Genomic DNA, 12277 nt, shown 5'->3' on the forward strand with positions numbered 1-12277 from the left:
GCGGCGCGGTGTGCGCCGTAACCCGGTGAGCGTGCATCCGGCCTCCGCGCGCCCTGGTATACGTATCACTCACACTACGGCGCCGTTCGGGCGCCCCGACCGGCTCGAACCCGCCCGCATTGCCCGACTTCGCGTCCAGCATCGCTCGATTCACCCAGTTGAAAGGTATTCCCGCACATGGCTCACAAGCCCAGCGTGCTGTTCGTCTGCGTCCACAATGCGGGCAGATCGCAGATGGCCGCCGGATTTCTCAGCGCGCTCGCCGGTGACCGCATCGAGGTCCGCTCCGCGGGCAGCGCACCGGCCGATTCCCTGAACCCGGCCGTAGTCACCGTGATGGCCGAGGCGGACATCGACATCTCCGATCAGGCGCCGAAGATCCTGACCATCGATGCGGTCGCCATGTCCGACGTCGTAATCACCATGGGCTGCGGCGACGCGTGTCCGTTCTTCCCTGGCATCAGCTACCGAGACTGGGTGCTGCCCGACCCGTCGGGCGAGGACATCGCCATCGTGCGCTCGATCCGCGACCGGATCCGCATTCTCGTGGAGAACCTGATCGCCGAACTCATTCCGGCCACCGCAAGCTGAGCGCTCACCGCTAGCGACTGCTTGCAGGTCGCTCGAAACAACACCGCTAGCGACTGCTTGCGGTCACTGCCGCGGTGTCCGATTTGTTCAAGACCGACCATCCCGAGGCGTCTTAGGCTGCGACTATGACTCCACAACTCGACTTCATCGGCATCGTGGTCACCGATATGGCCGCTTCGCTGAACTTCTACCGACGCCTCGGACTGGCCTTCCCGGAGGGCTCCGAGAACCAGCCGCATGTCGAGGCCGCGGCCGCGGGCGGAGTACGCATCGCATTCGACACCGAGGCCGTGATCAAGTCATTCCATCCGGAATGGCAGCCACCCACCTCCGCGGGCAGGACCGGACTCGCCTTCCGGTGCGCCGACCCCGCCGAGGTCGATCGGGTGTTCGCCGAACTCGTCGACGCCGGTTACCACGGCGAACTGAAGCCATGGGATGCCGTGTGGGGACAGCGCTACGCCTCGCTCGCGGATCCCGACGGCAACGGCGTCGACCTGTACGCCCCGTTGCCCGCTACCGAGTGAGCAACTCACGCAACGGCATTCCCGCCAGCTCGCGCACCTCGCGAGCCAGGTGGGCCTGATCCGCGTAACCGGTGCGGGCGGCGGTGTCCGCGAGCGGCACTCCGCTGCGCGCCGCCGCAAGGGCACGCTGCAACCGCAATACCCGGGCCAGCGTTTTCGGTCCATACCCGAAGGCCGCGAGGGACCGGCGGTGCAGCCGCCGCGCACCGAGCCCGGCCGCTTCCGCCGTCGCCGCCACCGACCACCCCGAATCCAAGGCCACCGCGATTCGGCGCAGGATCGGATCGGGCGGTTCGGTTTCGGCCGCCCGCCGCAGCACCAGCGCCTCGAGCGCGGCAATCCGGTCGTCGGCCGCGTCGAGTTGCTCGGTCAGCTGCCGTACCGTCGCCGACGGCCACAGGTCCGCGAGTTCGACACGCCGATCACGCAATTCGTGCGCGGGCACCCCTAATAGCGCGGGCGCGGAACCGGGAAAGAACCGAATCCCCGCAAAGCTGGTTCCCACCGGCACAGTCGGTCGGTAGGCGCCGGTGTCCGGACCGGCTACCGACAGCTTGCCGCCGCTCCACAGCAGGTCCATGCATCCGTCGGGCAATACCGGTAGCCCGAGATCATGACCGGTTACGGTGCGCGTCCACACCACCGCACCGTCCAACCGCGACGGCCACTCGCGATATCCGAGCGCCGCCGTTACCTCCGCCACGATTCGAGGCTACCGCCGGCCGCTCGACGCAGGCGTCCTGGCTTCCGGTGGAATGGTCGCCTCAGTGCGGGTTGAGCCCGCGGGGTAGGACGCGGATGTAGTCGACGTCGGTGGCGGGAATTTTGGCATCGGGATCCTTGCACCCCACGGTGACTTCGGTCGCGGGTGGAGAAGAAAACGTCCAGATCGTCGTCCAGTCTTTGCCGCCGATGGATTCCTGCTTTTTCACATCCGAGGAGCGGAGGTCTTCGTTTCGTCCTGTGCCGTCGGTTACCGTGCAGCGCAGGCTCGATGACGCGGGTCCCCACTCAGCGGGGACTTTGATATCCATGACGGCGTCGGCGGGTATGAGTACTTTCTTGGTTTCCCCGAGGGTTATCCGCACACCGCCCCCAGGTTCGGCAATGATGCTCGGGTCGGGTGCGGCCACCGAACTCGCTGCCGAGGCAACGGTCGAGGTCGCTGCTGAACTCGACGACTTATCATCGGAGCACCCCGTTACGGCCACGGCCACCAGTGCGGGCGCCGTCATCCAGATCAGTTTCACAGGTCAACCTCTCTTCGCGCCCGACTCACCAGGCGTCGGTATGGATCAGCGATCGAATAGAGCATGACAACTTCTCAGACGAATGCAGACTACATGGCGCGAAAGGCGGCAATTGATCCGCAAATAGCGTCGGCACAACCGAGTTCGAGAGTGCCTAGAAAATGCGGGGCCGCCGCAGCAATAAATGTGACGTGTATCCGTATGTCGTCCGCGAGAATTCGGTCACCTCGAACATGTTCGGTTCAACCTCGCGCCGGGAGCTAGGATCGCGCTGACCGAAGTGATCGCCGTGGTTCGGAGGACGCCGATGACGTTGCCCGTCGTATTCGACTCGGGCGCACCGGCCGTGACGGGCTATTGCATGGGCGGAGGAGCGCAATGGAACTGACCTACCGCGATGTCAAGGCAGCCACCGACCGCGTCGCCGGCCGGGTTCGCCCGGTCGCTCTCGCACCAGCGGACCGCCGGGCCGGGACGGGGTCGGGCGAGGTGTGGTTCGCGCTCGAGTTCATGCAGCACACCGGCACATTCAAGGCCCGAGGCGCCCAGAACTTCATCCAGGCGCATCGGGACGACGGCACGCTACCCGCGGCCGGGGTGACCATTGCCTCCGGCGGCAACGCGGGCCTGGCGTGTGCGTGGGCGGCGCAGCAGCAGGGCGTGCCCGCGACGGTGTTCGTGCCGACAACGGCGCCTGCGGTGAAGGTCGACAAGTTGCGCGGCTACGGCGCGCAGGTGCGACTGGTCGGCGACGAGTACTCGCACGCGCTCGCCGCGTGCCTGGAATACGCGGACACCAGCGGCGCGTTGCTGTCGCACGCCTACGACAATCCGCTCATCGCCGCGGGCGCGGGGACCATGCTGGAGGAGATCCACCGGCAACTTCCCCGCCTCGACACCATCGTCGTCGCGGTCGGCGGCGGCGGACTGTTTGCCGGGATGGCCACGGCCGCAGACCATTACGGCATTCGCACGGTGGCGGTGGAACCGGAGAACTGCCGCGCCCTCAATGCCGCGATCGAAGCGGGGCACGTCGTCGACAGCCCGGTCGACTCTGTCGCCGCCGATTCACTCGGCGCCAGGCGCGTCACCGAGCTGGCGTTGCACGCGGCGCAGCACTACGACGTCGAATCACTGCTGGTCTCCGACACCGAGATCATCGCCGCCCGTCGCGCGCTGTGGCATGATCGCCGCCTCGCCGTCGAGCACGCCGCCGCAACAGCGCTCGCCGTACTGACCGGTGACGATCAGCGCCCCGGCCGGTCCTACCGTCCGGATCCGGACGAAAAGGTCTGTGTCGTATTGTGCGGCGCCAACACCGATCCCTCGGACCTGAGGTAGGCCGCGGGCCTACGTGCCGATCACGGCGTTCATGATGGTGCCCGCGCTCGTCGCGACAACACCGCCGATCATGGCGCCCGCCACCATCTTCGGTGACTGCAGACCGCCGCCGGACCACTTCTCCCATGCGAACCGGCCACCCGCGTAGGTGATGGCGAGAATGCCGGACAGCAGCACAAACCAGGTCATGTAGCGGACCAGCTGCAGAATCTTGTCCGAGATCGGCGGCGCCTCCGGGGTCGGGTTCCCCATCTGGGCGAGGACTGTTCCGTACACATCTTGTGCCGCAGCGAGAATCATGCTCACAGTCGTACCCCTCTTCGAATGCCGGTGACGCCGTCGAACTCCTAGCCAGATGATAGCCGGTCATGTCGAGAAAGATTGCGCAGCAACCTGATTCAACCCAACCTCGGTCGGCGCGCCGGGCCTGACTCGCACGGACGGCCTGTCGCCGTCGCCGTTCTTGCTTAAACATACGACCGGACGTATTCTTTGTTTATGACCACCGTGACCCTCCCTTCGACCGAAGAAACCGATCCGTACTGCCTGCTCCCCTTGGACGCGGCAGCACTGCTCTTCGACGCGCCGTGGCGGCGCTTCGCGGTGATCGGCGACAGCCTCTCCGCGGGCATGGGCGACCCGAGCCCGGGTTACGCGACCATGGGCTGGGCCGACCGGGTCGCAGACACATTGCGCCGGGTCCACCCTGATCTGGCGTATCTCAACACCGCGCAGCCGGGGGCGACGACTGCCCAAGCGTTGCAGCATCAGACCGCGCACATCCGCGCCTTCGCACCCGACCTACTTCACGTGCCCTCCGGCGCGAACGACATTGCCAGGCGCACCCCCGACTTCGAGGACATCGAGGAGACCCTGCGCGACGTATATCGCCTCGCGGCCGACACCGGGGCGCAGTTGCTGACCTTCACCCTCGGCAAAGCGTATGTCGTGCCAGTCTTTCCGGACTGGGACGAGCGGGTGCGTACGCTCAACGACATCACCCGCCGTCTTGCCGCCGAATACCACGCGCTGGTCGTCGATATGTGGGACCACCCGATCAACCACCGAGCAAACCTGTTGAGCGCCGACGGCATCCACTTCTCCGCATCGGGCCAGGCAGTAATGGCCGCCGAGGTCGTCAAACAGCTTGCCCACCACCTCGGGAAGCGGGTGCGGACATGACCTCTGACAAGCGCCTGTTGCGCGGCGCCAGGTCCCGCCAGATCGTGCTGCGGCAAGCCGTCGACACCGCATCGCTCGACGGACTCGACGGACTGAGCTTCGGCAAGCTGGCCACCGACACCGGACTCAGCAAGGCCGGTGTACAGACCCTCTTCAAAACGAAAGAGATCCTGCAGGTCGCCGCCGTCGACTACGCGCGCGAGATGTTCATCGACGCCGTTATTCGCCCGGCCCACTCGCAACCCCATGGGGCAGCACGCCTGCGCGCGCTCGTCGAGCACTGGATCGTCTACGCGGCATCGCCACTGTTCGCGGGCGGTTGCTTGCGAATGGCGAACATCGCGGACTTCGACAGCCACCCCGGCCCGGTTCGTGACGCCTTGGTCCGCGACCAACAGGATTGGGTCGACACCATCGCCGCCGAACTACGGCACGCCGTCACCGCGGGCGAAATCGCCGACCTGGACACCGCTCTCGCCGCTTTCCAGATCGACGCCGTGCTCGGCGCCGCGAATACCGCACTGCGGCTCGGTGACACCGACGTGGTGTCAAGGGTGCGTCGCGTCGTCGAAAGTTTCCTGGTGGCACCGTCGTAGGTCGGCACCTTCTCAGGACACGCTGGTGCGCCGATCGCCCGTTCAATCATGATTGGCGAGCGTTCGCTGGAGCACAATCCGGGTGCGGTCGCTGGTCAGGACCAGCGTGTCGTCGACGACCGCCCAGGTCGGGGCGAGCAGTAGGAATTCGCTCAGCCACGTGTCCTGCCCGGTCAGCTCCGCCGAGCAGGTCAGCACGGTCGAAAACGGCGACCTGGCCTTGATGACTCCGCTGTCGGTGTCCGCGTCGAACATGACCGTATTGCAGCCCGCGTGGGCCGATAGCCTGCGGGTCTCGGACACGAACCACAGGGTGATCCGGGTGCCGCGGACGAGATATCGACGGCGACCGTCCTCGGTCACGGACAACGAAACATAGCGGTGGCCCCAAAGATTGGAGTCGGTCATCGGCGAATCAGCCCTCACTCACGATGTTGAACAACCATTCATCGTGGGCGCCGCGCCGCGAAGCGGGAACGGGTCGGTCCACTGAGCGAACCGATCAGCGAAGATTCTTCTCTATCTCGCGGGCCGCATGGGCCACCAGGCTCGGGAGGTTCGGCGGAAAGCGTGACGCCAGCGACATGCAGCCGACAGCGGCAGCATTACCGGTACCGTTCGGTTTGATTGCCGCTGCCGCACAGCAGATTCCGGATACGAGGTCGTAACGGTCGACGGCGATCATGCCGTCGTCGGCGATGGCCGTCCCGATGCGTCGCCATTCACCCGCCGAATAGGTCGGTGGCGGCGGCGCTTTGTCGGTACGGGCGGCCAGCAGCACCTGCGCCATCGCCGTCCGAAATGTGAGGTCGGTTTCCGCATCGGCCGCGATGAATACCTCCGCACCCTTGAAACCCGCGATCAGGTGCACCTCGTCCCCGTCGAGAACACACACTGCGACAGTCGCTTTGGTGAGGGCGGCCAGCGTCCGTCCCGGTCGTTGCGCGGCTCGCCGCAGCATCGGCGCGGCCTGCCACTGCCGCCCCAGCTCCGCCATTCGAGCGCCGACGAAATACCGCTGCTCCACCCGCTGCACCGCACCGAGCACAACCAACTGCTCGGCAAGCCGGTATGCCGTGGCCTTCGCCAGCCCGGTCGAGCGCGCGAGCTGCGAAAGGCCGCACCCTTCCGGCGCCGCCGAAATCGCCTGCAGCACTTGAAACCCGGCTTCGAGCACGCCGCGTCCGGTATTCTCGGTCTGCACCTCTACGGCCACCGCGCCAGCCCTCCTCGCTCAGCGCGCCGCAGACTCGAGCACGCTCCCCAGCGGGCCCCGCGGCCCCCGATGAATACGCCCGCGACCGCCTCGATCTCGTCGTATCTTATTCATCACAGCGCAAGATCGCGCAGTGCGGGGCCAATTCGACTGTGTCCGTGATCAACTGGACCGCCCGGCCAGGCGATCAGAACGAGCGAATCACCACGCCCCGAGCACAGTTTCAGCGCACCAGCAGCACGACTTTGCCAGGACCGCGCCCGGTTTCGCTTTCCTGCTGGGCGGCGGCGGCCTGGTCGAAGGGGAATACTCGGGCCGAGCCGGGGAGCCGGAATTCACCCTTGGCGACGCGCTCGGCGACTTGCTGGGCGAGCGCGGTGGGACGTGGGGCGCCACCCGCGCTCGTGAAGGTCACGCCGAGCTCGAAGGCCGCCGGATCCGCGATGGTCACGATGCGGTCGGTGCCGCCACGCAGTTCGATGGCGGCGGGCAGGACACCGTGGCCCGCCGCGTCGAATACGGCGTCGATTCCGGTGGGCGCCAGTGCGCGCACTCGGTCGGCGAGGCCGTCGCCGTAGGTGGTAGCGGTGGCGCCGAGGGCGCGCACGATGTCCTGGTTGGCCGGAGAAGCGGTGCCGATGACAATGACGCCATCGGCAACGGCCAGTTGCACCGCCATCGAACCCACGGCTCCCGCGGCACCGTTGATCAGCAGGGTCTCACCAGGTTTCAGCCGCAACGACTTCAGCACGGTGTCCGCGGTGGACACGGCAACGGGGAGTGCGACGGCATCCGCCCAATCCAGCCCGGCGGGCTTGCGGGCAACCGCACCGCTCAGCGCATACTCCGCGTACCCGCCGCGGCGCGCCCAACCGAACACCTCGTCACCGACCGCAACCCCGGTAACCGACGGGCCGACCGCGTCGACCACGCCAGCGACCTCGCCGCCGGGGTACTGCGGAAACACCGGGTCACCGAAGGTCAGTGCGCCGGAGCGAATCTTCCAATCAGCCGGGTTCACGCCCGCCGCACGCACCGCGACGCGGACCTCCCCTTCGCCCGGCTCGGGGATCGGGACATCCACGACCTTCAGCACATCAGGCCCACCGAACTCATCGAACGCGATCGCCCGCATCTCGTCTGCCTCTCTGCCGGTTGCTCTTGATTTCCACCCTATGCGGTGACGCCCTCGCTCAGGCGGAGCGCGGGCTGTCGACCGACTGCGCCAGTTCGGCCGAATTCACGCCTCGGTTGCGGACTGGATCTCGAACCAGCTCGACCACTTGCCCTGCTCGAGGTGAGTGGATCGTTGGTGGAGGCGCGCTGCTGAGGGAACTGGTGTTACTGATCATCCTGGGGCAGGTGCACTTTTGCATCCTCATAAGTGCCGGTGGGCGCAGAATCCGCGAGTGCATAGACCTGGTGCACAACCCCTGATCGGAAGGCCGTCGAGGAGATCATCCGCAGCGGAAGTGGGGCGTCGGACTCCTCGAACAACCGCGCGCCCTTGCGGACGGCGATCGGATGGACGAGCAGGTGCAGCTCGTCGAGCAGCCCGGCTTCGAGGAGCTGTCGTACGACCGATACCGACCCGCTCAAGGCAATGTCCGTCGCGCCCGGCTCGTTCTTCAGCGCCGTGACAGCCTCGATGAGGTCGCCCTTCAGCAGTTCGGAATTGCGCCAGGTGAACTCAAGTTCCTGGTTCGACACCACGATCTTGCGCGCATCACCAAGCGCCTTGCCCATCGCGGCATCTTCCTCACCCGCCAGCTCCCGCTCCGGCCACGCTCCCGCAAAGCTGTCGTAGGTCTTGCGACCGAGCAGCAGCGTGTCGGATTGGCCGAGCTGCGCATCGACCGCCGCACCCATCTCATCGGTGAAGTACGGGAAATGCCAGTTCTGCGGGTCCTCGATCACGCCATCGAGCGAGATGAACAGGCCTGCGGTGATCTTCCTCATGAGACGTCTCCTGGTAGTGGTCGCTTCGTCATCAGATCAGACGAAGCACACCTCGAGAATTCATCGCTCGCACGACACCGGAGCTCGATGCCGCAGGCGACGACGGCGGAGCCGCTACCGTTGCGATGGCCCGGAGTCGACCTCTCAGCATCCACTCAGCACATGATCGCAATACTCGGAGCATGCATCCCATCGCCGTTTTGCAGGGCGCGATCGTCGAGACCGTCACAGAGCCCGCGGCGAAGGACGTCGCGCTCGCCGAGCTGGCGGTAGCGGGAGCCGTGATCGTCGCGGGAATCGTCCAGGCGGGCCGTCGATATGTCTCAGCGGCGCTCTGTGCCTGCGGGTTGCTCATCGCGTTAGCGACACTCGCCGTCCAGGTGTCCGACAATGGCTGGCTGACCAGTGGTGACGGAGCCACTCGGACCTGGTTCGTCGCCCAACGGACGCGCTCGATGGACACCGCGGCGATCGTGATCACCAATCTGGGCAGCCCCGTCGCGGCCGTGACACTCGCCGCCCTGATCGGGGCATTGCTGTCCTGGCGTGCACGAACCGCGTTGCCGATCATCGTGATGGTCGCAACGGTGTGCGCCGCCTCGGCGGCGAGCACCACACTGAAGCTGGTGGTCGGACGGACGCGCCCGCCGATCGAGACACAGCAGGTTCTCGAAACGAACTACTCGTTCCCGTCGGGACACGCCACCAGCACCTCGGCGATAGTCGGCATCACCGTCACCATCCTGATGATCGGGCGCAGCCGGCAGGTCCGTGCGATGCTCGCCGCTGTCGCGGCCCTGCTCATCGCCATCGTGGCGGCGACAAGGCTCTACCTCGGCGTGCACTGGCTCACCGATGTCATCGCCGGAGCCATCCTCGGCACCACCTGCGCGATTATCGGCGCCACCGTGCTGTATGCACTCGATCAGCGGCGCATTCCTGTCGGTGAGCCAGATGCCGTCATTTCGGGTGTCGACAGCCGGACAAGTCACTCACCCAGCGCGCGGAATAACTGACTCTTCGTCATCGCCCGCAACGATAACGGTTTGATAACCCCGACGGCGGGGTATCACAACAGCATGACAGTGACGAGAAACCGAACTCACCGGATTGCCGGTGTGGAGCGGGGAACCGCACTGCTGGCTCTGGCAACCTGCTTCACGTTCACCGCCGGCATCACCGCGATCACCCAATCCTTCACTACCGCAGCAGTTTCCACCGTATGCATCGTCGCAGGGCTGGTGTTGGCCCTCAGAATCCTGCCGCCGAGTCGTTAGCTCTTTTCGACATTCGGGTCGCTCCGATCGAGGCGGCGACCACACAGGTAACCCCTGCCCACTGCGCAAGATTCATGATCTGGCCAAGGACAACGAGACCGGCCAAGGCGGCCGCGGCGGGTTCCAGGCTCATCAGCACCCCGAACACGCGAGCCGGAATACGCCGCAGCGCTTCGAGTTCCGCCGAGTAGGGCAATACCGACGACAGCATCGCCACCCCGAATCCCGCTGCCAGCACGGCAGGTTCGAGCAGCGCGGCACCGGCGTCCGCGATACCGACGGGTGCCATCAACAGACCACCGAAGGCCATCGCCAGCGCGAGGCCCCCGCCCCCACTCGTCCGCTCCCCGAGCGCGGCGCTGAGCAGTATGTAGCCCGCCCAGCACACCGCGGCGGCCAGGGCGAACAGCACTCCCGACCACACCACCTGCCCACCGGCCCTGGTGAGCAGGACTACCCCGGCCGCGGCCAGCAACGCCCACAGCGGGTCGATCCAACGGCGCGACCCCGCGAGCGCGACCGCGAGCGGCCCGAGAAACTCGATCGTCACCGCCATGCCGAGCGGAATGCGATCGATCGACTCGTAGAACGACAGATTCATCAACGCGAGCACGGCACCGTAGCCGAGCACAACGGGCAGCGCGCGCCGATCGATGCGCAATGCGGACCGCCAGAAGATCAGCAACACGATCCCGGCGAAGAACAGCCGCAGGCTGACCGCACCCGCGGCACCGGTCGCGCTGAACAACTGCTTGGCCAGCGCCGCACCGATCTGCACGCTGACGATCCCCGCCAGCACCAAGGCGGTCGGCGGAACGCCACCGAGCCCGCGCTGCGCCACCGCCCGCAGGGCAGGCAGCGGCCACGCCGATTTCGGTGTCCGTTCGAGATCGATCGCTACCACGTCGCGTCCCTCCGTCTACATCACGCAACTGCCTCGACTACCCACCATGCCAACCCGTACCGACAGGTGTCGAAGTTCCCGACTGCCGCCTCGGTCAGGCTGTCGGTTGAGAACCAGTGAGAGCTGAAGGTGGCGGCGCGGAATCGACGGTTGGCGTCCGCGGCGGCGTGACGGACTTCGAGCGCCTTGTCGTGACGACGAACAGTGCGACAAGCAGCACGCTGAGCCAGACATAAGTGTTCCCGACCAGGTGCTGCCACGGTGTCCACGACAATTCTCGTTGCTTGTCGCCGGGCATCCAGTTCTGCGGCCCGTACACGAACGCCGCTGAGGTGACAGCGATCGCGACATACCAGCAGATCGCCTGCCGCAGCGGCAACAGCGTCGCGTAACCGACCATCGCGAGCAGCGCGGGCGCCACCCACACCCAGTGATGCGACCAGGAGATCGGCGACACCAGCAGCGTGAAGACCGCATTGATCGACAGCGCCAACGCGGGAGCCGCGGCCGCGCGCCGCATAGCGACGACGACCAGTGCGAGCAAAGCGGCGCCGAGCACCAGCCACACCAGGGTGAACAGCGGCTTCTCCACACCGAACCTGGCAAGCACAGCCTGGATCGACTGATTGGTATGGAAAGACGAGCCGCTGAGCCCGGAAACATTGCCGAGCCCACCGAACCAGTACTGAACGGATTCGTGAGGCAGCACCGCGAAGCTGAGCGCGGTCGCGGCAGCGCCGGTGATCGCGGCCGTCGCGGCTGCCCGATAGTCGCGGCGCACCAGGAAGTACAGGACGAACGCCGCGGGGGTCAGTTTGATCGCCGCGGCGATTCCGACCAGCATGCCGCGCCGCCACTTCGGCTTCTCGGTCAGGCAGTCGGCCGCCACCAGAACCATCAACAGCAGGTTGACCTGACCGAAGTCCAACGTCGAGCGGATCGGTTCCAGCAACATCGCCAGCGGCGCCGCACAGGAGGCGGCCAGTAGCGCCAGCCTGCTCCCGGACTCCTCCGGCCACCGCCGCCGTGCGACCAGATACAGCGTGACCGCCAGCGCGACCGTGGAGGTGATGAAGAAGGTGAAGGCCGCGGCATCCCACGGCAGCAGCGCGAACGGGCTCAACACCACCGCGGCGAACGGCGGATAGATGAACGGCAGCCCGATACCGATGGTGGTTTGCGGCAGCTGCCCGTACATATCCGCGCCGTCACGCAGCGCCTCGATCCCGAGCCGGTACACCTGCAGGTCGATGAAGCCACCGGTGATCCGCTGGAACGGCCACAGCGGCGACATCAGACATAGTGCGGCGAATCCGGCCAATAGTGGCGGCACCAGCCACACCAAGCGCCCGAATCGGCGGTTCAGTGGCCTCGGTTGGTCACGGGTGGTAGCGCTGCTCATCCGCGGCCACTATACCGACAGGCGGCAACCCC

15 protein-coding genes are annotated in these 12277 nt (G+C 66.3%); 6 read left to right on the plus strand and 9 right to left on the minus strand.

Annotation, left to right across the window (positions count from 1 at the left end; genetic code table 11):
- The first annotated feature begins 177 nt into the window (after nucleotides 1-177).
- Nucleotides 178-591 (plus strand): arsenate reductase ArsC, encoded by a 414-nt coding sequence (locus tag ACFQZZ_RS18835; protein WP_378682086.1) that lies wholly within the window; start codon nucleotides 178-180, stop codon nucleotides 589-591.
- A 125-nt stretch (nucleotides 592-716) separates the two neighbouring features.
- Nucleotides 717-1118: a VOC family protein gene (locus tag ACFQZZ_RS18840; RefSeq protein ID WP_378682089.1), complete on the plus strand. Its 402-nt coding sequence runs from the start codon at nucleotides 717-719 to the stop codon at nucleotides 1116-1118.
- Here ACFQZZ_RS18840 and ACFQZZ_RS18845 read toward each other — a convergent pair.
- Both ACFQZZ_RS18845 and ACFQZZ_RS18850 read right to left on the minus strand, forming a co-directional pair.
- A complete protein-coding gene (locus ACFQZZ_RS18845; RefSeq protein WP_378682092.1) occupies nucleotides 1108-1821 on the minus strand; it encodes a helix-turn-helix domain-containing protein in 714 nt (237 codons plus the stop codon). The two genes, ACFQZZ_RS18840 and ACFQZZ_RS18845, sit on opposite strands and share 11 nt — an antisense overlap.
- A gap of 61 nt (nucleotides 1822-1882) precedes the next feature.
- Complete coding sequence (locus ACFQZZ_RS18850) at nucleotides 1883-2368, minus strand: hypothetical protein (RefSeq protein ID WP_378682095.1); 486 nt, start codon at nucleotides 2366-2368, stop codon at nucleotides 1883-1885.
- 378 nt (nucleotides 2369-2746) lie between these two features.
- On the opposite strand from ACFQZZ_RS18850, the gene ACFQZZ_RS18855 reads away from it, so the two are divergent.
- Nucleotides 2747-3709: a threonine/serine dehydratase gene (locus tag ACFQZZ_RS18855; protein WP_378682098.1), complete on the plus strand. Its 963-nt coding sequence runs from the start codon at nucleotides 2747-2749 to the stop codon at nucleotides 3707-3709.
- 9 nt (nucleotides 3710-3718) lie between these two features.
- Here ACFQZZ_RS18855 and ACFQZZ_RS18860 read toward each other — a convergent pair whose 3' ends face one another.
- Entirely contained in the window at nucleotides 3719-4009 is a 291-nt protein-coding gene (locus tag ACFQZZ_RS18860) for a hypothetical protein (protein ID WP_378683136.1), read from the minus strand.
- A gap of 198 nt (nucleotides 4010-4207) precedes the next feature.
- Between ACFQZZ_RS18860 and ACFQZZ_RS18865 the strand changes: the two genes are divergently transcribed.
- Nucleotides 4208-4891 (plus strand): SGNH/GDSL hydrolase family protein, encoded by a 684-nt coding sequence (locus ACFQZZ_RS18865; RefSeq protein ID WP_378682101.1) that lies wholly within the window; start codon nucleotides 4208-4210, stop codon nucleotides 4889-4891.
- Nucleotides 4888-5487 (plus strand): TetR/AcrR family transcriptional regulator, encoded by a 600-nt coding sequence (locus tag ACFQZZ_RS18870; RefSeq protein ID WP_378682104.1) that lies wholly within the window; start codon nucleotides 4888-4890, stop codon nucleotides 5485-5487. The genes ACFQZZ_RS18865 and ACFQZZ_RS18870 overlap by 4 nt, the downstream gene beginning before the upstream one ends.
- A 42-nt stretch (nucleotides 5488-5529) precedes the next feature.
- Here ACFQZZ_RS18870 and ACFQZZ_RS18875 read toward each other — a convergent pair whose 3' ends face one another.
- The 4 genes from ACFQZZ_RS18875 to ACFQZZ_RS18890 form a co-directional block, all read right to left on the minus strand.
- Nucleotides 5530-5895, minus strand: a complete 366-nt coding sequence (locus ACFQZZ_RS18875; protein ID WP_378682107.1) for an META domain-containing protein — start codon at nucleotides 5893-5895, stop codon at nucleotides 5530-5532.
- 94 nt (nucleotides 5896-5989) lie between these two features.
- Nucleotides 5990-6703, minus strand: coding sequence for an IclR family transcriptional regulator (locus tag ACFQZZ_RS18880; protein ID WP_378682110.1), 714 nt, complete (start codon nucleotides 6701-6703; stop codon nucleotides 5990-5992).
- A 223-nt stretch (nucleotides 6704-6926) separates the two neighbouring features.
- A complete protein-coding gene (locus tag ACFQZZ_RS18885; RefSeq protein ID WP_378682112.1) occupies nucleotides 6927-7838 on the minus strand; it encodes an NADP-dependent oxidoreductase in 912 nt (303 codons plus the stop codon).
- A gap of 206 nt (nucleotides 7839-8044) precedes the next feature.
- Nucleotides 8045-8662, minus strand: coding sequence for a dihydrofolate reductase family protein (locus ACFQZZ_RS18890; RefSeq protein ID WP_378682115.1), 618 nt, complete (start codon nucleotides 8660-8662; stop codon nucleotides 8045-8047).
- A 182-nt stretch (nucleotides 8663-8844) separates the two neighbouring features.
- Here ACFQZZ_RS18890 and ACFQZZ_RS18895 point away from each other — a divergent pair, with 182 nt between their 5' ends.
- Nucleotides 8845-9678, plus strand: coding sequence for a phosphatase PAP2 family protein (locus tag ACFQZZ_RS18895; RefSeq protein ID WP_378682118.1), 834 nt, complete (start codon nucleotides 8845-8847; stop codon nucleotides 9676-9678).
- 235 nt (nucleotides 9679-9913) lie between these two features.
- Here ACFQZZ_RS18895 and ACFQZZ_RS18900 read toward each other — a convergent pair whose 3' ends face one another.
- On the minus strand, nucleotides 9914-10843 hold the full coding sequence (locus ACFQZZ_RS18900) for a DMT family transporter (protein ID WP_378682120.1): 930 nt from the start codon (nucleotides 10841-10843) through the stop codon (nucleotides 9914-9916).
- Nucleotides 10844-10937: 94 nt separating this feature from the next.
- Nucleotides 10938-12245 (minus strand): glycosyltransferase 87 family protein, encoded by a 1308-nt coding sequence (locus ACFQZZ_RS18905; RefSeq protein ID WP_378682123.1) that lies wholly within the window; start codon nucleotides 12243-12245, stop codon nucleotides 10938-10940.
- Nucleotides 12246-12277 lie beyond the last annotated feature (32 nt).

It is taken from the genome of Nocardia sp. GCM10030253 (assembly GCF_042675075.1).
GTDB lineage: Bacteria > Actinomycetota > Actinomycetes > Mycobacteriales > Mycobacteriaceae > Nocardia.

Coding starts and splice junctions, on each gene's coding strand:
- ACFQZZ_RS18835 (WP_378682086.1), top strand. CDS start 178: ATGGCTCACAAGCCCAGCGTGCTGTTCGTCTGCGTCCACAATGCGGGC.
- ACFQZZ_RS18870 (WP_378682104.1), top strand. CDS start 4,888: ATGACCTCTGACAAGCGCCTGTTGCGCGGCGCCAGGTCCCGCCAGATC.
- ACFQZZ_RS18865 (WP_378682101.1), top strand. CDS start 4,208: ATGACCACCGTGACCCTCCCTTCGACCGAAGAAACCGATCCGTACTGC.
- ACFQZZ_RS18895 (WP_378682118.1), top strand. CDS start 8,845: ATGCATCCCATCGCCGTTTTGCAGGGCGCGATCGTCGAGACCGTCACA.
- ACFQZZ_RS18860 (WP_378683136.1), bottom strand. CDS start 4,009: ATGATTCTCGCTGCGGCACAAGATGTGTACGGAACAGTCCTCGCCCAG.
- ACFQZZ_RS18885 (WP_378682112.1), bottom strand. CDS start 7,838: ATGCGGGCGATCGCGTTCGATGAGTTCGGTGGGCCTGATGTGCTGAAG.
- ACFQZZ_RS18840 (WP_378682089.1), top strand. CDS start 717: ATGACTCCACAACTCGACTTCATCGGCATCGTGGTCACCGATATGGCC.
- ACFQZZ_RS18875 (WP_378682107.1), bottom strand. CDS start 5,895: ATGACCGACTCCAATCTTTGGGGCCACCGCTATGTTTCGTTGTCCGTG.
- ACFQZZ_RS18855 (WP_378682098.1), top strand. CDS start 2,747: ATGGAACTGACCTACCGCGATGTCAAGGCAGCCACCGACCGCGTCGCC.
- ACFQZZ_RS18890 (WP_378682115.1), bottom strand. CDS start 8,662: ATGAGGAAGATCACCGCAGGCCTGTTCATCTCGCTCGATGGCGTGATC.
- ACFQZZ_RS18905 (WP_378682123.1), bottom strand. CDS start 12,245: ATGAGCAGCGCTACCACCCGTGACCAACCGAGGCCACTGAACCGCCGA.